Raw genomic sequence first — 21,707 nt, 5'->3', positions numbered from 1 at the left:
TCTGCCCTCAGATCTTTTGGCTGGTGCCGTTCTGCTGTACCTGTTTGGTTGACGGCTACAAATCGAGCCCTGTGACACCGAGTGCCTGTTGGAGTGGTCTCGCGTCGCGAAACGGGCGCATAGTGCCCCAATGGCACGACTACACCAATACCAGTCCAGTTCAATAAAACAACCGCGGCTCCGGCGAGTCCAGCAAGCTGACCAGCTTGGTCAGGGCAAAGCCCAACTCCTGACGGCTGGGGGCCATCAAGGCGATGCGCACGCCGCAGCTGGCGTGGCTGCGCTCTGGCAGGAACTGGCTGCCACTGACTACAGTGACGCCGTTGTTACGCGCCAGGTTGGCGAATTCGTCGCTGGTCCACGGCTCGGGCAACTCCAGCCAGATGTGGAAGCTGTTGGGCTGGCTGCGGATCTTGTACTTGCCAAGGATCTCCTGGGCCATTTGCTGGCGCGCGGCAGCCTCTTCCTGTTGTTCTCGCACCAACTGGTCGGCCATGCCGCTGTTGATCAGGTTGCTGGCCAGTTGTGCCATCAACGGCGATGGCATCCAGACGCTGCTGCGTACCATCGACGATAGCCGCGAGAGGGTTTGCGGTGGGGCGTACAGGTAACCGATACGCAGCGCCGGCAGCACACTTTTGGACAGGCTGGTGAGATACACCGAACGTTCTGGCGCGTACGCCGCCAGTGGCTGGTAATCCGGTGCGGGTTCAAGGAAGCCGTAGATATCGTCATCGACGATGAACAGGTCGAACTCGCGGGCGATCTCTGCGATGGCCTGGCGCCGTGCGTGGGGCATGATCGAGTTGGTGGGGTTCTGGTGGGTGGTGACACACACCAACAGGGAAGGGCGATGCTCCAGGCAGGCCGCGCGCAATGCCTCGGGAATAAGGCCATGCTCGTCCATGGCCACGCCACGCAGGCGGCGGCCCATGCTGTGGGCCAGGGAGATGATGCCTGGGTAGCAGAACGATTCGCACAGCACCACATCGTCGCTCTTCGACAGGCTGCTTATGGCCACCAATAGTCCATGCTGGGCGCCAGAGGTCAGTACAACTTGTTGCCAGCGCGCGCCAGGCAGCCAGCGCCGAATCCAGTCTGCACCTGCTTGTTTGTGGGAGGTGTGACCACCTTCTGTCACATAGTCGAGTACCTGTCCCAGGTCCGCAGAGGTGGCCAGCTCGCTGATCGCCGCACCCAGCCACTCACTCATGTGGGCGTCGTTGGGTTTGATGATCGAGAGATCGATCTGGCTGCTTTCGCCAGTAACTGGTGTAGGCACCGACGGGGCGGATAACCGCTGTCGCAACTGCCTGACAAATGTGCCACGGCCTACCTCTCCAACCACCAGGCCGCGCTTGGCGGCTTCGTCGTAGGCTCTTCCAACGGTGCCGGGGGTTACATTCAGTGCCTCGGCAAGGTCTTTGAGGGTGGGCAAACGATCGCCTGCTGCAAGCCGACCACTTTCGATGTCCTGTTCAAGGGCATTAGCGATCATCAGGTAAACCGGCTGGGTTTGATCGCCGTATTGAGGGACCCACATGGAAATGGCACCAGATTCTGCAATTGCGCGCAGCCTAGCATGAAAGCCAAGATGCGGGTAATGATGGCAATCTTCGCCATTGAGTCGATTTAATTCTATATTGCATCGATTCAATTTTTGTAATTACAATCATCGCGCTGATTGGGACATGCACACTTGCGTTGTGCTTGGCAGGACACTCCACTGGATGGACTTCGCTATGGAAATTCTGGGCGCTTTCTGGGCGGAACACTGGTTGCTGGCGGTGCTCATGCTTGGGGCTATCGCTTTCGTTGCCGGCTTCGTAGACAGCATTGCCGGTGGCGGCGGGTTGTTCCTGGTGCCGGGCTTTCTGCTGGTCGGCATGCCACCGCAGGTTGCCCTCGGCCAGGAAAAACTGGTCAGTACCCTTGGCACACTGGCAGCCATTCGCAACTTCCTGGCCAACAGCAAGATGGTCTGGCAGGTGGCGCTGGTCGGCGTGCCATTCTCGTTGCTCGGTGCCTACCTGGGAGCGCACCTGATCGTCTCGATCTCCCAGGAAGCCGTGGGCAAGATCATCCTGGCGCTGATCCCCTTCGGCATCCTCATCTTCCTCACCCCCAAGGACCGCTTGGTCGAGGAGCGTGAACTGTCATCGCGCATGCTCTTCACCGTGGTACCGCTGACCTGCCTGGCCATCGGCTTCTACGACGGCTTCTTCGGCCCGGGTACCGGCAGCATGTTCATCATCGCGTTCCACTACCTGCTGCGCATGGACCTGGTCTCCAGCTCGGCCAATTCAAAAACCTTCAACTTCGCATCCAACATCGGCGCTTTGGTGGCCTTCGTCATTGCCGGCAAGGTCGTCTACCTGTTGGCGGTGCCGCTGGTGGCCTGCAACATCCTCGGTAACCACCTTGGCAGTGCACTGGCCCTGCGCAAGGGCAACGAAGTGGTGCGCAAGGCGCTGGTGTTCTCGATGCTCTGCCTGTTCACCAGCCTGGGCGTTAAGTACCTGGCCTGACCCTTCCATAGGAGACAACTGATGAAAACTGCATTCGTAACCGGCGCCTCCTCGGGCTTTGGCCGCGCCATCTGCCGTACCTTGATCGGCAAAGGCTACCGCGTGATCGGTGGCGCCCGGCGCATGGACAAGCTGCAAGCGCTGGCCGCCGAGCTAGGCGTCAATTTCATTCCGCTGGCGCTGGATGTCACCGACCCGGTGTCGCTCGAGAAGGCGGTCGAGCAGATTAGTGATGCGTCACTGCAGGTCGACCTGCTGGTCAATAATGCCGGGCTGGCGCTGGGCGTGGACCGTGCCCAGGCCAGTAGTGCGGAAAACTGGCAGCGGATGATCGACACCAACATCACTGGCCTGGCCATGGTCACCCACAAGATCCTGCCGCAGATGGTGGAAGCTGACAGCGGCATGATCATCAATATCGGCTCGATCGCCGGCACCTATCCCTACCCGGGCGGTAACGTGTATGGCGCCAGCAAGGCCTTCGTTCGCCAGTTCAGCCTCAACTTGCGCGCCGATCTGGCGGGCACCCGCGTGCGAGTGAGCAACATCGAGCCTGGGCTGTGCTCGGGGACCGATTTCTCGGTGGTGCGCCTGAACGGTGATCTGGATGCCGTGCAGGCGCTGTATCGGGACGTGGAGGCCATCCTGCCCGAGGACATCGCGGCCACGGTGGCCTGGATTGCCGAGCAGCCGGCGCATGTGAACATCAATACCATCGAGATCATGCCGGTGGCCCAGAGCAGTGCGGCGCTGAACGTGGTGCGCAACCTGCCGCTTTGCTGATCGGCCGGTGGTGGATGGCCGGGCGTTGCCGGTGTTCGCGGGCACGCCCGCTCCAACAGGAATAGCGCCCTGCTTCGGGCATGTGCAGTAACTGTGGGAGCGGGTTCACCCGCGAATCAGGCAACACAGCGCCTTCAGCTGACCCATGTCATCGCACCTTCTCGATTCTTGGCTAGTCTTAACGGTTGACGGCCATCAATTGGCCGCCACCGTGACTACCAAGAGGCGCCGGCCATGTTCCGTGCGTCCACCACCTGATCAGGAGTGCACGATGGACCTGAACCGTCGGCAGTTCTTCAAGGTCGCCGCCGTCGGCCTTGGAGGCTCGAGCCTTGCGGCGTTGGGCATGGCCCCGACACCCGCATTCGCCGAGCAGGTGCGTCACTTCAAGCTGGCGCATACCAAGGAAACCCGTAACACCTGCCCTTACTGCTCGGTCGGCTGCGGCCTGATCATGTACAGCCAGGGCGATGCGGGCAAGAACGTCAAACAGAACATCATCCATATCGAAGGTGACGCCGACCACCCGGTCAACCGCGGCACCCTCTGTCCGAAAGGCGCTGGCCTGCTGGACTTCATCCACAGCCCGAGCCGCCTGCAGTACCCCGAGGTACGCAAGCCGGGCAGCAAGGAGTGGGTGCGGGTCAGCTGGGACGAGGCGCTCGATCGCGTCGCCGACCTGATGAAGCAGGACCGCGACGCCAACTTCATCGAAAAGAACGCCCAGGGGCAAACGGTCAACCGCTGGCTCACCACCGGTTTTCTTGCTGCTTCCGCCGCCTCCAGCGAGGCCGGCTACCTGACCCACAAGGTCATCCGCGCAACAGGCATGCTGGGGTTCGATAACCAGGCTCGTGTCTGACATGGCCCGACGGTGGCAAGTCTTGCCCCGACGTACGGCCGTGGCGCCATGACCAACCACTGGTCCGATATCGCCAATGCGAATCTGGTCCTGGTGATGGGTGGCAATGCAGCAGAAGCGCATCCGTGCGGCTTCAAGTGGGTGACCGAGGCCAAGGCGCACAACAAGGCGCGGCTGATCGTGGTCGACCCGCGGTTTACCCGTACCGCTTCGGTGGCCGACTACTACGCACCGATTCGTACCGGTACCGACATCGCCTTCATGGGCGGGTTGATCAATTACTTGCTGAGCAATGACAAGATCCAGCACGAGTACGTGCGCAACTACACCGATGTATCGTTCATCGTCAAAGAGAACTATGGCTTCGAGGATGGCCTGTTCAGCGGGTACGACGAGGCCAAGCGCGTATATTCCGACAAGTCCGGCTGGGGTTACGAGCTGGGTGAAGACGGCTTTGCCAAGGTCGACCCGACGCTGCAGCACCCGCGCTGCGTGTTCCAGCTGATGAAGCAGCACTACAGCCGCTATACACCGGAACTGGCAAGCATGACCTGTGGCATGCCGCAGGACGCCATGTTGAAGATCTGGGAAGAGATCGCCACCTGCTCGGTACCGGGCAAGACCATGACGATCCTCTATGCGCTGGGCTGGACGCAGCACTCGATCGGTGCGCAGATCATCCGCAGTGCGGCCATGGTGCAGTTGCTGCTGGGCAACGTCGGCATGCCGGGTGGCGGGGTCAACGCCTTGCGCGGGCACTCCAACATCCAGGGCCTGACCGACCTCGGCCTGCTGTCCAACTCGTTGCCGGGTTACTTGACCCTTGCCGGCGATGCCGAGCAGGACTATGCCGCCTATATCGACAAGCGCGCCTCCAAGCCACTGCGTCCTGGCCAACTGTCGTACTGGCAGAACTACGGCAAGTTCCATGTCAGCCTGATGAAGGCATGGTACGGCGCCAATGCCACGGCGGAGAACAACTGGGGCTACGACTGGCTGCCCAAGCTCGATGTGCCGGCCTACGACGTGCTGCGCATGTTCGAGATGATGGGCCAGGGCAAGGTAAACGGCTACATGTGCCAAGGTTTCAACCCGATTGCCGCGCTGCCGGACAAGAACCGTGTCACTGCCGCCCTGAGCAAACTCAAGTGGCTGGTGATCATGGACCCGCTGGCCACCGAGACCTCGGAGTTCTGGCGCAACGCCGGGCCGTTCAACGATGTCGACACGGCCAACATCCAGACCGAAGTGATCCGCCTGCCCACTACCTGCTTTGCCGAGGAAGACGGCTCGCTGGTCAACAGCAGCCGCTGGCTGCAGTGGCACTGGAAGGGCGCCGACGGCCCGGGCGAGACCCGCACCGACGTTCACATCATGAGCGAGCTGTTCCTGCGCCTGCGCCGACGCTACCAGGCCGAAGGCGGCGCCTATCCTGACGCGCTGATGAACATCAACTGGCCATACAAGGTCCCTGAAGAGCCATCCCCGGAGGAGCTGGCCAAGGAAATGAACGGCTGGGCGGTGACGGACGTCACCGATCCGACTGGCGCAGTGCTCAAGGCCGGCCAGCAACTGGCGGGCTTTGGCCAGCTCAAGGACGACGGCAGCACTGCGTCCGGTTGCTGGATCTTCTCCGGCAGCTGGACCGAGCAGGGTAACCAGATGGCTCGCCGTGACAACAGCGACCCGTACGGCATGCACCAAGTGCAGAACTGGGCCTGGGCCTGGCCGGCCAACCGCCGCATCCTCTACAACCGTGCCTCCAGCGACCCGCAAGGCAAGCCGTGGGACCCGGAGAAGAAGCGCCTGGTGTGGTGGAACGGCAAGGCCTGGACCGGCACCGACGTGCCCGACTTCAAGGTCGACTCGCCGCCCGAGGCGGGGATGAACCCGTTCATCATGAACCCCGAAGGCGTGGCGCGGTTCTTCGCCATCGACAAGATGGCCGAAGGCCCGTTCCCCGAGCACTACGAGCCGTTCGAGACGCCGATTGGCATCAACCCGCTGCACCCGCAGAACAAGAAGGCCACCAGCAACCCGGCCGGGCGGGTATTCGACTCGGTGTGGGACACCCTCGGCAAGCACGACGAGTTCCCGTACGCGGCGACCACGTACAGGCTGACCGAGCACTTCCACTTCTGGAGCAAGCATTGCCGGCTCAACGCCATTGCCCAGCCCGAGCAGTTCGTCGAAATCGGCGAGGTGCTGGCCAACGAGAAAGGTATCAAGGCTGGTGACCGGGTGCGGGTATCGAGCAAGCGCGGGCATATCGATGCGGTGGCGGTAGTGACCAAGCGGATTCGCCCGCTCCAGGTCAACAACCAGACCGTGCACCAGATCGGCATCCCGCTGCACTGGGGCTTCACCGGGGCTACGCGGCATGGCTACCTGACCAACACCCTGGTGCCTTTCCTGGGTGACGGCAATACCCAGACGCCAGAGTCCAAGTCGTTCCTCGTCAAAGTGGAGAAACTCTGATGGCCAGCCAAGACATCATCGCCCGCTCGGCCACCACCACCGTACCGCCTTCGGTACGCCAGCAGCAGGAAGTCGCCAAGCTGATCGACACCACCAAATGCATCGGCTGCAAGGCTTGCCAGGTGGCGTGTTCGGAGTGGAACGAACTGCGTGACGAGGTCGGCCACAACCACGGCACCTACGACAACCCCCAGGACCTCACTGCCGAGACCTGGACCCTGATGCGCTTTACCGAGCACGAGCGCGACGACGGCAATCTGGAGTGGCTGATTCGCAAGGATGGCTGCATGCACTGCGCCGAGCCAGGTTGCCTGAAGGCGTGCCCGAGCCCGGGAGCGATCATCAAGCACGCCAACGGCATCGTCGACTTCAACCAGGACCACTGCATCGGTTGTGGGTACTGCATCACCGGTTGCCCGTTCAATATCCCGCGTATTTCGCAGAAGGACCACAAGGCGTACAAGTGCACCCTGTGTTCCGACCGCGTGACCGTGGGCCTGGAGCCGGCCTGCGTGAAAACCTGCCCGACCGGGGCGATCGTGTTCGGCACGAAGGATGAGATGAAGGTGCACGCAGCCGAGCGCATCGTTGATCTCAAGTCGCGAGGCTACGACAAGGCTGGGCTATACGACCCGGACGGCGTCGGTGGCACCCACGTGATGTATGTGCTGCACCATGCCGACACGCCGAAGCTGTACGCCGGCCTGCCGGACCAGCCGGTGATCAGCCCGCTGGTGGGGCTGTGGAAGGGCTTTACCAAGCCGCTGGCGCTGCTGGCCATGGGGGCTGCGGTGCTGGCCGGGTTCTTCCACTATGTGCGGGTAGGGCCACAACGGGTGGAGGAGGACGAACACCCGACACCCGCGGATGAAAGCGTGCACCAGGTGGACCCGTCGGTCCATGTCTATGATCCGACCAAGCCCGGTGGGCAAGGGGAGCAGCGACCATGAACGACAACAAACCCATCCTGCGCTACAACGCCAACGAGCGCAGTAACCACTGGGTCGTCGCGATCCTGTTCATCCTGGCTGGCCTGTCGGGGCTGGCGCTGTTCCATCCGGCGCTGTTCTGGCTCAGCAACCTGTTCGGCGGTGGGCCCTGGACACGCATCCTGCACCCCTTCCTCGGGGTGGCGATGTTCGTGTTCTTCCTCGGCCTGGTGCTGCGTTTCTGGCGCGCCAATTTCATCACTGCCAATGACCGACTGTGGCTGCGCCGGGTGGACCGGGTGATGCTCAACAAGGAGGAGGGTGTGCCACCGATCGGCAAGTACAACGCCGGGCAGAAGCTGTTGTTCTGGACCCTGCTGGTGTGCATGCTGGTTCTGCTGGTCAGCGGCGTGGTGATCTGGCGCGCATACTTCAGCCATTTGTTCGGCATCGAGGTCATTCGCCTGTCTGCGCTGCTCCACGCCCTGGCGGCGTTCGTGCTGATCCTCAGCATCATCGTGCACATCTACGCCGGTATCTGGATCAAGGGCTCGATCGGCGCCATGCTGCATGGCTGGGTCAGCCGCGCCTGGGCGCGCAAGCACCATGAGTTGTGGTACCGCGAAGTGACTGGTGACAAGACGCCGGGCAATCACGGACGAAAAGAAGGATGAGCGCTTGAGCACGATACTCGAACCCGGGCAGATCGAAGCGTCGGCAGTGATGCCGCCGTTTCTGTACCTGCCCCCCGCCAACCTGTTCGAACTGCGCGCCGCGCGCCTGGAGCAGCTGGCCGAGGGCAATGCCCTTGGCGAATATCTGAAGCTGGTGGCTCGTTTGTGCCGTATCCAGCAGCAGCTTGTGGATAACCCCCCCGCTGGCATGCCGGTGGCCGAGGAGCGTCAGCGCCTGTGCATAAGTCATGGTTTGCCGCCACTGGCGGCGGACAGCCTGGTGCGTGAAGGGCCGTGGCTGGTCTGGCTGCAGGCCTTGCTTGAGCACCTCGACGCGGACACCAGCGGTCCGTTGGGGGAGGCGCTGCAAACCCTGCGCAGCAGTGACGACCATCAACGCAAGGGTTGGGGCATCGCCTTGCTCGCCGGCCAGTACGACGCAGTGCCCGCAGCACTGGTGCCGTTCATTGGGGCGGCCTTGCAGGCGGCCTGGTCCAGCTGGTTGCTGGCGCTGCCCGCGCCAGAGCTCAAGCCCGCCGACAGCCTGGCCCAGTGCCCGGCCTGCGGTTCGCCGGCGATGGCCGGGGTGGTGCGCAACCGCGGCAAGCACAATGGCCTGCGCTACCTGGCTTGTTCGCTGTGTGCCTGCGAATGGCACGTGGTACGGGTCAAATGCGTGTACTGCGAGTCGAGCAAGGACCTGCGCTATACCAGCCTTGACGATGACCGCCATGCGCCGGGCAAGGCGCCGCTACGGGCGGAGTGCTGCCCGGAGTGCGAGAGCTACCTGAAGCAGAACTACCTGGAAAACGATGCGGCGGCCGAGCCGCTGGCCGATGACCTGGCCAGCCTGGCACTGGACATTCGCCTGGACGAGGAGGGCTTCCATCGGTTGGCACCGAACCTGATGCTCGCACCCGGGTAATGGAGAGTGTCTACACTGTAAGACCGAGTCGCCTTCTTCGCGGGTAAACCCGCTCCCACAGGGCCCGCGCAGCTTTTGAGGCTTGCGCGGCCCTTGTAGGAGCGGGTTTACCCGCGAAGAGGCCAGTACAGACAACGGATCAGTCCAAGGTAGTACCGCATGTCCTCCAGCCTAGCCAGCGACACCCCACGCCTGCCCTCCATCGACACCCTTTTGCGCCACCCTGCCTGCCTCCCGCTGATCGACCGCCACGGTCGCGACGCGGTCCTCGCCACCCTGCGGCAACTGCTCGACGACCTGCGCGACCCCGCCCGCACCGGCCAGCTCAGCACCGCCGAACTGGCCGCTGAAGTCCTGCTGGGCCGCACTGGCGAACGCTTGGCCACCCAGCAACGCAGCCAGGTCCGCCGAGTGTTCAACCTCACCGGCACCGTGTTGCACACCAACCTCGGCCGCGCCCTGTTGCCAGAGGAGGCCATCGAGGCCATGCAGACCGCCGCCCGCTACCCGCTCAACCTGGAGTTCGACCTGGCCACCGGCAAGCGCGGCGACCGTGACGACCTGATCGAGGGCCTGATCCGCGAGCTGACAGGCGCCGAAGCCGTCACCGTGGTCAACAACAACGCCGCCGCCGTGCTGCTGGCGCTCAACAGCCTGGGTGCGCGCAAGGAGGGGATCATCTCACGCGGTGAACTGATCGAGATCGGCGGTGCCTTCCGCATCCCCGACATCATGGCCCGCGCCGGCGTGAAGCTGCACGAAGTCGGCACCACCAACCGCACCCACGCCCGTGACTACGAGGCCGCCATCAGCCCGCGTACGGGCCTGCTGATGCGGGTGCATTGCAGCAACTACAGCATTCAGGGCTTCACTACCCAGGTGCCCACCGCCGAGCTGGCGCGTATCGCCCACCAACATGACTTGCCGTTGCTTGAAGACCTTGGCAGCGGCAGCCTGCTTGACCTTACCCGCTGGGGCCTGCCCTCCGAGCCGACAGTGCGCCAGGCCCTGGCTGACGGCGCCGATATCGTCACCTTCAGCGGCGACAAACTGCTGGGCGGGCCGCAAGCCGGAATCATCGTCGGGCGCAAGGAACTGATCGCCAGAATCAAGAAGAACCCGCTCAAGCGCGCGCTGCGGGTCGACAAGATCACCCTTGCCGCACTCGAAGCGGTGCTGGCGTTGTACCGCAACCCCGACCGCCTGGCCGAGCGCCTGCCCAGCCTGCGCCTGCTGACCCGCAGTCAGGCCGAAATCCAGGCCCAGGCCGAGCGCCTGGCCCCTGAAATCAAAGCCCGCCTCGGCGAGCAATGGGCGGTCAGTGTGGAGCCGGCGTTGGGCATGATTGGCAGTGGCAGCCAACCGGTGGCCCGCCTGCCAAGCGCGGCATTGTGCCTGCGCCCGCAGGTGTCGAAGAAGTTGCGCGGGCGCAGCCTGCATGTACTGGAGCGCGCCTTGCGCGGTCTGCCCGTGCCAGTGCTCGGCCGAATCGACGATGACGCCCTGTGGCTGGACCTGCGCCAACTGGATGACGAGGCCCAGTGGCTGGCTCAGTTGCCCACCCTGCAATTGGGGCCGGTACAGTGATCGTTGGTACCGCCGGCCACATCGACCACGGCAAGACCGCACTGCTCCAGGCCCTGACCGGCCAGGCCGGTGACCAGCGCCAGGAGGAGCGCGCCCGTGGCATGACCATCGACCTTGGCTATCGCTATGCGGCGTTGACCGAGGGCGCAGCGCTGACCGGCTTCATCGACGTGCCCGGTCACGAGCGCTTTATCCACAACATGCTGGCCGGCGCCCATGGCATTGATCTGGTACTACTGGTAGTCGCGGCCGACGACGGGGTGATGCCTCAAACCCGCGAGCACCTGGCGATCATCGAGTTGCTGGGCATCCCACAAGCCCTGGTGGCGATCAGCAAATGCGACCGTGTAGAGCCGGCCCGCCTGGCCGAAGTGCAGGCACAGGTCAGCGAACTTCTGGCGCCGGGCCCATATGCCGGTGCGCGGCAGTTTCCGTTGTCCAGTGTGACCGGCGAAGGTATCGATGCCTTGCGCCAGGCCTTGCTGGCCGCGCAACAGCGCGTGTGCCAGCGCAGCGTGCGCGGCGGTTTCCGCCTGGCCGTCGACCGCGCCTTTGCCGTTACCGGTGCGGGTGTGGTGGTCACGGGCACGGCGCTGGCCGGGCGGGTCAGTGCCGGTGACACCTTGTTACTGGGCAAGGCCGGCAAACCGGTGCGGGTGCGTGGCCTGCATGCGCAGAACCAGGCCGCACTGGTGGCCGAAGCGGGCCAGCGGGTGGCACTGAACATTGCTGCCGAACGCCTGGCGGTGGAGCAGGTGCGCCGGGGGGACTGGCTGGTGCCCGAGTGGCTGCATGCGCCTAGCGTGCGGGTGGATATCGAGCTGAACCTGTTGCCGGGCGAGACCCGTACCTTCGAGCATTTCAGCGCTGTGCACGTGCACCTGGGCACCCAGGATGTAACGGCCCGGGTAGCCTTGCTCGAGGGTGAAACCTTGGTGGCAGGCCAGCGCATGTTCGCCCAGTTGCTGCTCAACGCGCCGCTGCAGGCGGTACACGGCGACCGCTTGGTGCTGCGCGATCAGCGTGCCCAGCGCACACTGGGGGGCGGCAAGGTACTCGATCCGTTCGCGCCAAGCCGTCAGCGTCGCAGTGATGAGCGCCTGCGCCAATTGCAGGTGCTGCGTGATGCCGAGGACCTGGAGCAGGCCTTGCCGGCACTGCTTGCCAGCGCACCCGGGGGTATCGACCCGCAACGTGTGGAACGGCAGTTCAATCGCCTGCGCGAAACCTGGCAGTTGCCGGAAGATGTGCTGGTGGTGGCCACGCGGCAGGGCCAACTGCTGTTTGCCAGTGTCCGGTGGCAGGCGCTCAAGCGCCAGGTGCTGGAGCAGTTGGTGCGGTTCCATGAACAGGAGCCCGACCAGCTCGGCCCGGACCGCGACCGCCTGCGCCGCTTTGCTGCCTTGCCGCTGGAGCGGCCCGCTTTTGTCAGCCTGCTGGATGAGTTGCTCGAAGACGGCGCCATTGCCAGCAGCGGGCCTTGGCTGCACCTGCCCGATCACAAGGTGCAGTTGAGCGAAGCCGACAGTGCATTATGGGCGAGTCTGCAACCGAAGTTGCTGGCGGGGCAATACGATCCGCCCTGGGTCCGGACGCTGGCGAGCGAGGAAAATTGTGCCGAAGCCGATGTGCGCCTGTTGCTGCGCAAGCTGGCCCGGTTGGGCCTGGTGCACCAGGTGGTGCGCGATCTGTTCTACCCCGAGGCGACGCTACAGCGCATGGCAGAGCTGCTGCTGGGGCAGGCCAGTGAAACGCCGATAGTGCAGGTTGCCGCGTTTCGCGATATGTTGGGCATCGGTCGCAAGCGCAGTGTGCAGATTCTGGAGTACTTCGACCGCATCGGCCTGACCCGGAGGGTGGCCGATCAGCGTCACATTCGCGCCGACAGCGCCCTGGCCCAGCAGCAGGCCAGGCACTGAGTTCAAGGAAGGCAATCGCGCCCGGTGGCGCGGCCGGGCTTCAAACCCGGTTGGGGACGGCAGCCGTTCCCGGGCAGGTTCGACTCCCGCTGCCTTCCGCCATTTTCTTTTGCCTGTCAGGGCCCTATCGCCGGCAAGCCAGCTCCCACAGGTACTCCACAGGCCTCAGGCCTTGTGTTATCCCTGTGGGAGCTGGCTTGCCGGCGATAGGGCCAGACCAGGCAACACTCAGGCCCGCTCCCCACACAGGTCCAGGGCAAACCACCGCTCCGCCGTGTCCACATCCAGCCCGGCCCCCAGCAACGCAACCATCTTGGCCAGCGCCGCCTCCCGGGTCATGCCCCCGCCACTGACCAGCCCGGCCCCGCGCAAGCGGTTACCCGCCGCATAGGTATCGAACACCACCGACCCCTCAGGGCACTGGCTGATAGCTGCCAGCATTACACCCCGCTGGCGTGCCGCGCTCAGCACATCCAGCAACGCTTGGTCATCCGACGGCCCGGTACCGCTGCCGTAGCACTCCAGCAGCAACCCCTGCACGCCGCTGCCCAGCAGTGCCTGCAGGTGCCCGGCCTGCAGGCCCGGGAACACCGGCACTATCGCCAGGTTGACCGGCTGGCGCGGGTGCTTGTAGCCAAGCTCGGCAGGGATCGCCGTTGCGCGCTCACTGTCACGATGGCGCGGCAGCGCGGCAAAGGCATCGAACGCCTCGCTGCGCAGCTTCGACGCCCGGCAGCCATGCAGCAGCTGCCCATGGAAGTACAGTTGCACGCCATCTTCCAGCCCTTGTTCGAACTGGCGCAGTGCGCCGCACAAGTTGCCCCAGGCGTCGCTGTCCGCGCTACCTGCAGGCAGCATCGAGCCGGTCAGCAGCACTGGCACCGGCAGGCCCAGCAGCAGGAACGACAACGCCGCGGCGCTGTAGGCCAGGCTGTCGGTACCATGCAGTACGAGCACGCCATCATGGCCAGCCACCTCTACCGCTGCGACGATGGCATCGCGCATCGCCAGCCAGTTGTGCTGTTGCATGTTGGCGCTGTCGAGCAGCGGGTTCAGTTCCTGCAAGGTCCATTGCACCTGGGGGGCGTCGGCCAACTGGGCAAAGTGTTCGCGCATGCGTGCTTCGAAGCCACCGGCGGGCGCCAGGCCTTCGGGGGTTTCGAGCATGCCGATGGTGCCCCCGGTATAGAGCACGAGGAGATTCTTTACTGCTCGCATGGGAAGTATCCGTAGCGGTGAGCGGAAGAAGGTAAGCCGCCCACGGACGGGGCGGCTGGCAGGGGAGAATATCAGCGTTGAGTCTGGACTTCGCCGACTGCTTTGTCAGTGGCTGTTTCCGCCTGCGGATTGGCAGGCCAGGCATTGCGATCCAGGTCCAGGTCGGCAAACTTGGCCGAGTCGAACACCGGTTGGTCGACGCCCGCCTTGCGCTGGTCGTCGTAGTCGCGCATCACCCGCAGGCCGACCTTGAACAGCAGGGCCAGGGCCACCAGGTTGACGAAGGCCAGGCAGGTCATGGTGATATCGGCAAAGGCGAACACAGTCGACAGGTCCTGCAACGAGCCCCATACAACCAGCGCCAGTACCAGGCCACGGAATACCATCAGTACCACACGATTGCGGCTGAGGAACTGCAGGCTGTTCTCGCCCAGGTAGTAGTTGTAGAGGATGCAGGTGAACACGAACAGCGACAGTGCCACGCTGACGAACACGCGGCCCCAGTCACCAACCACGGCGGCCAGCGAGTTCTGGGTCAGGACGATGCCGTCACCTTCGAAGCCCGGGGTGTAGAAGCCCGACAGCAGGATCAGCAGCGCGGTGCAGGTGCAGATCACGAAGGTGTCGAGGAACACGCTGAATGCCTGGACAACGCCCTGCGCACCCGGGTGTTTCACGGCGGCCACGGCTGCGACGTTTGGCGCACTGCCCAGGCCCGCTTCGTTGGCGAACACACCACGCTTCACGCCCATGACGATGGCACTGCCGAGCAGGCCGCCGAACGCTGGGTCGAGGCCGAAGGCACTCTTGAAGATGGTTTCCAGCATGGCTGGCACGTGCTCGATCTGGGTGCCGATCACGTACAGGGTCACGCCGATGTACGCCAGGGTCTTGACCGGTACCAGCAGGTCCGACACCGCGGCGATGCGCTTGATGCCGCCGATGAAGGTGATGGCCAGCAGCACGGCGAGGACGATGCCGGTGTGCTTGGGGTCGAAGGCGAAGGCGTTCTGCAGCGAGTGAGTCACGGTGTACGACTGCAGGCCGATGAAGGCGAAGCCGTAGGTGACCAGCAGCAGGACCGAGAACACGATGGCCATGCTTTTCAGCTTCAGGCCGTGCTGGATGTAGTACGCCGGGCCACCACGGTACAGGCCGTCGCCATCGGCGCGCTTGTAGACCTGGGCCAGGGTGCATTCGAAGAAGCTGCTGGACATACCCACCAGTGCGGTGACCCACATCCAGAACACGGCGCCTGGGCCACCCAGGGTCACGGCAATGCCGACACCGGCGATGTTACCGGCACCAACGCGGCCAGCCAGGCTCAGCATCAGGGCCTGGAAGGAGCTCAGCTGGCCTGCCTGGCCACGCAGCGATTCCTTGAACACACCGAACATGTGGCCGAAGTGGCGGAACTGGACGAACCGGGAGCGGATAGTGAAGTAGCTACCCAGCCCTACGATCAGCACAATGAGAAGTTTCCCCGAGAGGAAATCGTTGAGTACTTCGAGCATTGGAAAATGACCTCGATTCTTATTGTTCGTGTGGAAAGATCAGCGGACGGCAGGCGCACCGCTATTCGTGGGGCGCATGGTTGGCTATGACAAGAGCGGTTACAATTTCGCGGGTTGCTCTGATTTGGTGCAACTTGATGCTACAATTGCGCCATTCGCGTCATCTGAGTCCCGAGTCATGAGCGATCATTTCGCTACCAACCTCAAACTGGCCTGCAGCCACTACCGCTCTATCTCCGAAGTTTGCCGCCAGCTGTCGATCAACCGCGCGCAGTTCAACAAGTACCTGAGTGGGCAAAGCCGCCCGACGGCCTACAACCTCAAGCGCATCGGCGATTTCTTCGGGGTAGAAGATTACGAATTGCATTTGCCACCCGAGCAGTTCAGCCGCCTGATCGGTGCTCGCGTGTCGACCCCGGCCGAGCAGCCTGGCGACCCGATCAGTGATCTGTTCCGTCCGTTGCACGCCCATGCGGGGAACCTGTCGCGCTATTGCGGTTACTACCTGGAATATTCCAACTGCATGTCGGTTCCGGGCACGGTCCTGGTGTCATTGGTGCACCTGTGGGAGGAGCGCGGGCAGTTCCTTTTCGAACGCCAGGAACGCCAGGAGCGTTCCAGCGCCACCAACCCCCATGCCGAGGTGCGTTGCCGCTATCTGGGAGCGGCGTTCCAGCTGCAGGACCGGATGTTCCTGGTCGATTACGAGTCGCTGACGTTCAACGAGATGAGCCAGACTATCCTCATCCCCAGTTTCAAAAGCCGCATTACCCGCCTCAACGGCCTGAAGGCCGGCGTATCCAGCGGAGACCGGCGCAACCCGGCCTGCACTCGGGTTGTGTGGGACTACCTGGGAGAGGAGATCAATCGCATCAATGTCTACCGGCAGGTAAAACTGTACCAGCCGGATGATCCACGCATAGATGACGATGTGCGTGAGCGCCTCAGCGTGGGGCCGTTGCGTAACAGTCTGTTCGAAATCGAGTAATGTTTTTTCAGAGAACAAGTTGATGTAACCACTTGCCAACAGGGTTGCCTGGGTCGAGCAGCAACTTGATTGCCATGATGCAGCAAACACAGACCAGCAATGGCTTGATCAGACGGGGGCCAAAGTGTACTGCGCAGCGTGCGCCCAGTTGAGCCCCCACAAAAGCAGCGAATGCCATTGCCAGTGCCAGCGGCCAGATGATCGCCCCGCTCAGTGAAAAGACTGACAACGCGCCCAGGTTACAGGCTGCGTTCAAAAGCTTGCTTGTGCACACGGCTTGTATCAAGTGCTGGCCCAAGAGGATCACGCAGGCCAGCATGAAGAACGAGCCGACGCCAGGGCCGAAGATCCCGTCATAAAAGCCAATGATCGGTGCAACCGTGATGCAGAACAGGCTGGTCGATATCTTTGCCTTGCGCGCTTGTTCATTCGGCTTTGGACTGAAGGCAAAGTAGGCGGCTATCAGGATCAGCAGAGGTGGAACGCACGCCTGCAGAACGCTTTTGGGCACGTAAGTTATCGACAAGGCACCCAACGCCCCTCCGATAAACGACATGACAGCCATTGGACTGCCTTGTCTCCAGTCGATCATGCCTTTGCGGGCGAAGGCGCACGTAGCCGAAACCGTAGCCGAAGCCGCCTGGAACTTGTTGGTGGCAATTGCCGCCAAGGGTTCGATACCGGCAATGAACAACACCGGGAGCGTGATCAGGCCCCCGCCACCGGCGATAGCATCGAAAAAGCCGGCCATCAGTGCCACCAGTGCGAGGGTCAGAACAAGCGTTAAATCTAATTCGATCATTGCGTGTTTTCCTATGATCAGCCACGCACCAGCAGCGGGTCTTCAGCGAGCACCAGCGGTTCGGCGAAGGGGGAATATCCGAATTGACGGATAAGCAGGCGCCGGTTGTCCTGAACCATGTCGCGGCCGTGCAAGGCTCGGCTGTTGTTGATCAGCAGTGCGGTGTCAGGCTGCAGGACAAACGCCAACGGTTGTGTGGTATCCAGTATTTTTTGAAAGGAGTCGAAAGCGCGCGCAGCAGCGCTGCAGGCGCGTTCATTCAGACTGAAGCGATAGCTATTGTAACGAACAGAGAAACCACCATTTGGCTCGAATTGCAGTATTGAAACTGCTTTGCCTGCATTGCCTTGTCCGTGACCGAAGCAGTCACTGCGGGTGAAGTCGAAAGACGCTGAAGTCAGTGCAAGTGTGCCCATGCTACCCAAGCGTTCAATGATTCCCCGGAGCGGGAAGACATGCGTAGGTTCATTGGCGGGGTTCCAGCGCGCAGTCAGAATCAGTGCAGAGGGAGCAGGGGAGTGAGCGTTGCTGGAAATTGTCGAGCAGTTGTAGGGCGCTTCAGTGTGCGGCCCCAAGCGCAAGCCCGCATGCGAGCTGGTTTCAACTTTCAGGCAGGGATCTTCGTCGAGTCGCGGAATGCGGCCACCGCCCTTGAAGTTGCCTACCAGGCGAACCTGCTTACCCTCGTTATCTATATCGAAGGCGAAACTGCGGTGGCGCACGAGCTCCAGCAGCAGTTGATTGCGTGAGGCAAGGTATTGGCAGCGTGGGTTTTGCGCCAGGGCGGAAATGTGGGGCAGATATTCTGGTATTGGCTCGTCGGCACAAGGCATATGCCTATACATCAAGGCAGATAGCTGGCCTTCACTGAAGCGTTGTAGCAACCCACGCTGTTCCACGCTCAAGGCTTGCTCGAGTTGATCGGCGAATATACGAGCCTGAAGTGCTACTCCTTTGGCCTCTGGGCCACCCAGGTCAGCAATGGTCTGGCTTGCAAAGGCTATGGCTTTGCTTTGCTCCGGGCTGAAATCCAGGTATGCAGCTTCCGAATGAGGCATTGAACGTTCCCTGTACTTGTTTTTGTGAAGCTCCCCGGCTGGCAAGTGGGGGAGTCAACTATTCAATGCGGTTGTGCTGTTGCGCGGAAGTCGGCTCGTTCCTGGTATGTCGTAGGAGATTTCTGCGTGTTGCGGTATTGAACGGTGGAACTTTGAAATCACTACCGCCTGTGGCATCGAACGGGTCCGGTGTTGGACTTCCCCGCCCGGAAACCGCAAAATGACCCCTTTCCTTCAATCAACCTCTCCGGATCTGCTGACTCTATGCGTATGCGCCTAATGCTGTTGGGTGGTGGCAATGCCCTCGGGCAAGCGCTGATTCGTCTTGGGGCCGAGGAGGACATCGCATTCCTGGCTCCGCGCCCGCCCGAGAACGGCTGGACGCCGGCCAGCCTCACCCAGCTGCTCGACGATCATCGTCCCGATGCTCTGGTCAACCTGGCCTATTACTTCGACTGGTTCCAAGCCGAGTCGGTCAGCGAGCAGCGCCTGGCCCAGCAGGAGCGGGCTGTGGAGCGGTTGGCAGAGCTGTGCCAGCACCACCAGATCACCCTGGTTCAGCCATCCAGCTACCGGGTGTTCGATGGTTCTCGGGCCACGGCCTACAGCGAAAAGGACGAGCCGGTACCGCTGGGCCTGCGTGGCCAGGCCCTGTGGCGCATCGAGCAGAGCGTTCGCGCGGCTTGCCCGCAACACGTGCTGTTGCGCTTTGGTTGGCTGCTCGACGAAAGCATCGACGGGGCGTTGGGCCGCTTCCTGACCCGCGCCGAGCAACCCCAGGAGCTGCTGCTGGCCGATGACCGGCGTGGCAACCCTACGCCGGTCGACGACGCCGCCCGGGTGATCCTGTCGGTGCTCAAACAACTCGATTGCAGTGCGCCGCTGTGGGGCACCTACCATTACGCCGGCAACGAGGCGACCACGCCGCTGGCGCTGGGCCAGGCGATCCTCGCCGAGGCAGGCCAGTACCGGCAGCTGGCCGTGCAGGCGCCGACGCCGCAGGCACATGCCGCACGGCCGGATGCCAGCGAAGAGCCGCAGCACGCGGTACTGGCCTGCAAGAAAATCCTTCATACCTTCGGCATCAAGCCGCGCGCCTGGCGCGCCGGCTTGCCGCCTCTACTGGACCGGTTCTACCGCCATGGCTGACGCCCCCATCCTGATCACCGGCGGTGCCGGCTTTATTGGCTCCCACCTGTGCGATGCGTTGTTGGAGAAAGGCTACGCCGTACGCATTCTCGACGATTTCTCCACTGGCCAGCGGGGCAACCTGCAGGTTGACCACCCTCGGCTGGAACTGGTTGAAGGCGATGTCGCCGATGCCAAGCTGGTCACGCAGGTTACGGCTGGCTGCAGTGCCGTGGTGCACCTGGCAGCGGTGGCCTCGGTGCAGGCCTCGGTCGAGGATCCGGTGCGGACCCACCAGAGCAATTTCATCGGTACCCTCAACGTGTGCGAAGCCATGCGCGTGCATGGGCTGCGCCGGGTGCTGTTCGCCTCTAGTGCGGCGGTGTATGGCAACAATGGTGAAGGCGAGTCGATTGCCGAAGACACTCCCAAGGCGCCGCTGACCCCCTATGCCGTGGACAAGCTGGCCAGTGAGCAGTACCTGGACTTCTACCGTCGTCAGCATGGCCTGGAGCCGGTGGTGTTCCGCTTCTTCAATATCTTCGGGCCGCGCCAGGACCCGTCCTCGCCGTATTCCGGGGTGATCAGCATCTTCTCCCAACGTGCTGTGCAGGGTTTGCCGATTACCGTGTTCGGTGATGGTGAGCAGACCCGGGACTTCCTTTACGTGGGCGACCTAGTGCAGGTGATGGTGCAGGCGCTGGAGCAGCCGCAGGTCGAGGAGGGAGCGGTGAATATCGGCCTCAACCAGGCCACATCGCTTAACCAGCTGCTGGCAGCGCTTGAGAAGGTGGTGGGTAGCTTGCCGGCGGTCAGCTATGTGGCGGCACGTTCGGGTGACATTCGCCATTCGCGGGCGGATAACCAGCGCTTGTTGGCGCGGTTCGAGTTTCCGCAGGCGACACCGATGGCCGAGGGCTTGTCGCGGCTTCTGGGCAAGGGCTGAATTGCTTGGGGGCGCTTTGCGCCCCTATCGCCGGCAAGCCAGCTCCCCGAGAGCGAGTACGCGGTCCCGGTGGGAGCAACTGTCTTTAGAAATTTATTTTCAAGCGTGCCATTCGGGCAGGGCTTCGCTCGATACCGCGTAGCGGTGTCGTTGGCGAAGCCCGCATTTGTAGAAAATCGATCCTCGTTCGTGATCAGGTTGCGGGTACCTGAGGCTTGAGCTCTTTCCACTCCGTTCCGTCACGCAGCATTGCGTTCAGGCGCACCAGCAACACGCGCATGCACGCCACTGCGGCAACTTTTGCGCACTTGCCTCGGGCTATCAGGTCTTCATAGCGGGTTCTAACTTCTGGGACATGCTGGATCATTGACCAGATCGACATGTAGGCCGCCTTGCGGACTCTGTAACGCCCGCCTTCGATCTTCCTCGGGCCACTCTTCTTGCCGCTGTCTTTGTTGTACGGCGCTAACCCAGCCAAGGCTGCAATTTCGCGCCCCGTCACGCGTCCCAGCTCAGGTAGGTAGGCCATGAAGGTGCCACAACTGATGACGCCAATCCCTTTCACAGACCTTAGCCGCATGGCTGTCGTGCGATCCAGCACGTTCGAGGCGCGCTCAATCGCCTTGTCCAAAGCCTTAATCTGATCATTCAGGTAAGCGACATGCTCGGTATAAACGGTAATGGCCGTAACTGAAGTGGTTTGTTTCATCCGACGCTTGTCATCATCCCGATGCTGGACAAGATTGCCACGGAGTTTGATGAGCTCTCCCAGTTCATCCCGATCTTGATTAGGCTCTATCTGCGGCAAGTCCTCGAAATCCCTGGCAAACCGCGCCAGCATCTGGGCGTCGATCTTGTCAGTCTTGGCAATTTTGCCCATGGCACTCGCATAGTCCCGACAGCGCTTGGGGTTGACCCTGATGACGTTCAAACCCTCCAGTCGCAAGGCTTTGAATACGGCTCGTTCATAGCCACCAGTGGCTTCCAGCAAGACCCGTTCGACCTCAAGCTCGTTCAGGCATGCGATCAGTTGCGCAAAGCCCTCTGGGTCATTCCTGACCTGGAACTGGGGAATACTTTCAGGAAGAAAGCCCACATCCAGAGTCGCTTTCGAAACGTCGAGACCAACGAAGTAGGAAATCATCGCCAAGCCCTCTTACACTCAAGAAGTGAGAGCACTCTGACTTAGCCCTAGCTTGTGACTACGAGTTCGCCACTCATTCAACTGTTCGGGCTTAGGTCAGAGTGAGAGGTGGATGGCGACTAGGCTCCCACTCGTGCTTTAGAGCACATCTGGCTTTCAGTCTGCCATCCACTGCTCTCACCCTTTCGAGTTTAAGAGACCTTGAAGACACAAGCTGGCTTGCC

General features: G+C 62.4%; 17 protein-coding genes and 1 tRNA gene. 12 read left to right on the top strand and 6 right to left on the bottom strand.

Annotated features, from left to right (window positions below; translation table 11 throughout):
• Nucleotides 1-160: 160 nt before the first annotated feature.
• A complete protein-coding gene (locus ACLCGK_RS28055; protein ID WP_061551339.1) occupies nucleotides 161-1,543 on the bottom strand; it encodes a PLP-dependent aminotransferase family protein in 1,383 nt (460 codons plus the stop codon).
• A gap of 199 nt (nucleotides 1,544-1,742) precedes the next feature.
• On the opposite strand from ACLCGK_RS28055, the gene ACLCGK_RS28050 reads away from it, so the two are divergent.
• From ACLCGK_RS28050 to ACLCGK_RS28010, 9 genes are all read left to right on the top strand, one after another.
• The gene (locus ACLCGK_RS28050; protein WP_367245341.1) at nucleotides 1,743-2,528 is read left to right on the top strand and encodes a TSUP family transporter; all 786 of its coding nucleotides are present in this window, start codon (nucleotides 1,743-1,745) and stop codon (nucleotides 2,526-2,528) included.
• A gap of 21 nt (nucleotides 2,529-2,549) precedes the next feature.
• Nucleotides 2,550-3,311 carry an SDR family NAD(P)-dependent oxidoreductase gene (locus ACLCGK_RS28045; protein WP_015268755.1) on the top strand — a complete coding sequence of 254 codons (762 nt, stop codon included), beginning with the start codon at nucleotides 2,550-2,552 and terminating at the stop codon, nucleotides 3,309-3,311.
• Between the two features lie 271 nt (nucleotides 3,312-3,582).
• Complete coding sequence (gene fdnG, locus ACLCGK_RS28040) at nucleotides 3,583-6,651, top strand: formate dehydrogenase-N subunit alpha (RefSeq protein ID WP_137108957.1); 3,069 nt, start codon at nucleotides 3,583-3,585, stop codon at nucleotides 6,649-6,651.
• Entirely contained in the window at nucleotides 6,651-7,601 is a 951-nt protein-coding gene (fdxH, locus tag ACLCGK_RS28035) for a formate dehydrogenase subunit beta (RefSeq protein ID WP_039614605.1), read from the top strand. Before fdnG ends, fdxH begins: the two co-directional genes overlap by 1 nt.
• A complete protein-coding gene (locus ACLCGK_RS28030; RefSeq protein ID WP_013970651.1) occupies nucleotides 7,598-8,254 on the top strand; it encodes a formate dehydrogenase subunit gamma in 657 nt (218 codons plus the stop codon). Before fdxH ends, ACLCGK_RS28030 begins: the two co-directional genes overlap by 4 nt.
• 4 nt (nucleotides 8,255-8,258) lie before the next feature.
• Nucleotides 8,259-9,179 (top strand): formate dehydrogenase accessory protein FdhE, encoded by a 921-nt coding sequence (gene fdhE / locus ACLCGK_RS28025; RefSeq protein ID WP_410953383.1) that lies wholly within the window; start codon nucleotides 8,259-8,261, stop codon nucleotides 9,177-9,179.
• A gap of 159 nt (nucleotides 9,180-9,338) precedes the next feature.
• The gene (selA, locus tag ACLCGK_RS28020) at nucleotides 9,339-10,766 is read left to right on the top strand and encodes an L-seryl-tRNA(Sec) selenium transferase (RefSeq protein ID WP_410953382.1); all 1,428 of its coding nucleotides are present in this window, start codon (nucleotides 9,339-9,341) and stop codon (nucleotides 10,764-10,766) included.
• Nucleotides 10,763-12,685, top strand: coding sequence for a selenocysteine-specific translation elongation factor (gene selB / locus ACLCGK_RS28015; RefSeq protein WP_410953381.1), 1,923 nt, complete (start codon nucleotides 10,763-10,765; stop codon nucleotides 12,683-12,685). The genes selA and selB overlap by 4 nt, the downstream gene beginning before the upstream one ends.
• 6 nt (nucleotides 12,686-12,691) lie before the next feature.
• Nucleotides 12,692-12,787, top strand: a tRNA-Sec gene (locus tag ACLCGK_RS28010).
• A 126-nt stretch (nucleotides 12,788-12,913) separates the two neighbouring features.
• Here the strand turns inward: ACLCGK_RS28010 and ACLCGK_RS28005 are convergent.
• Together ACLCGK_RS28005 and ACLCGK_RS28000 are read right to left on the bottom strand one after the other, a co-directional pair.
• Nucleotides 12,914-13,903 (bottom strand): asparaginase, encoded by a 990-nt coding sequence (locus tag ACLCGK_RS28005; RefSeq protein ID WP_410953380.1) that lies wholly within the window; start codon nucleotides 13,901-13,903, stop codon nucleotides 12,914-12,916.
• A 71-nt stretch (nucleotides 13,904-13,974) separates the two neighbouring features.
• Nucleotides 13,975-15,417 carry an alanine/glycine:cation symporter family protein gene (locus ACLCGK_RS28000; RefSeq protein WP_013970656.1) on the bottom strand — a complete coding sequence of 481 codons (1,443 nt, stop codon included), beginning with the start codon at nucleotides 15,415-15,417 and terminating at the stop codon, nucleotides 13,975-13,977.
• Nucleotides 15,418-15,595: 178 nt separating this feature from the next.
• On the opposite strand from ACLCGK_RS28000, the gene ACLCGK_RS27995 reads away from it, so the two are divergent.
• Entirely contained in the window at nucleotides 15,596-16,405 is an 810-nt protein-coding gene (locus tag ACLCGK_RS27995; RefSeq protein ID WP_025337507.1) for a helix-turn-helix domain-containing protein, read from the top strand.
• Nucleotides 16,406-16,412: 7 nt separating this feature from the next.
• Here the strand turns inward: ACLCGK_RS27995 and ACLCGK_RS27990 are convergent, their stop codons facing one another.
• Together ACLCGK_RS27990 and ACLCGK_RS27985 are read right to left on the bottom strand one after the other, a co-directional pair.
• Nucleotides 16,413-17,207, bottom strand: coding sequence for a TSUP family transporter (locus ACLCGK_RS27990; protein ID WP_410953379.1), 795 nt, complete (start codon nucleotides 17,205-17,207; stop codon nucleotides 16,413-16,415).
• Nucleotides 17,208-17,224: 17 nt separating this feature from the next.
• A complete protein-coding gene (locus tag ACLCGK_RS27985) occupies nucleotides 17,225-18,265 on the bottom strand; it encodes a hypothetical protein (protein WP_322265204.1) in 1,041 nt (346 codons plus the stop codon).
• A 264-nt stretch (nucleotides 18,266-18,529) separates the two neighbouring features.
• Between ACLCGK_RS27985 and ACLCGK_RS27980 the strand changes: the two genes are divergently transcribed.
• Entirely contained in the window at nucleotides 18,530-19,414 is an 885-nt protein-coding gene (locus ACLCGK_RS27980) for a sugar nucleotide-binding protein (RefSeq protein ID WP_024086179.1), read from the top strand.
• Entirely contained in the window at nucleotides 19,407-20,339 is a 933-nt protein-coding gene (locus tag ACLCGK_RS27975) for an NAD-dependent epimerase/dehydratase family protein (RefSeq protein WP_410953378.1), read from the top strand. Before ACLCGK_RS27980 ends, ACLCGK_RS27975 begins: the two co-directional genes overlap by 8 nt.
• 193 nt (nucleotides 20,340-20,532) lie before the next feature.
• Here ACLCGK_RS27975 and ACLCGK_RS27970 read toward each other — a convergent pair whose 3' ends face one another.
• Nucleotides 20,533-21,483 (bottom strand): IS110 family transposase, encoded by a 951-nt coding sequence (locus tag ACLCGK_RS27970; protein ID WP_410951390.1) that lies wholly within the window; start codon nucleotides 21,481-21,483, stop codon nucleotides 20,533-20,535.
• Between the last annotated feature and the right edge of the window lie 224 nt (nucleotides 21,484-21,707).

This window comes from Pseudomonas sp. S1(2024) (genome assembly GCF_046557535.1).
Note: the sequence above shows the minus strand (reverse complement) of the source record. Positions and strands in the feature narration are given on the sequence as shown.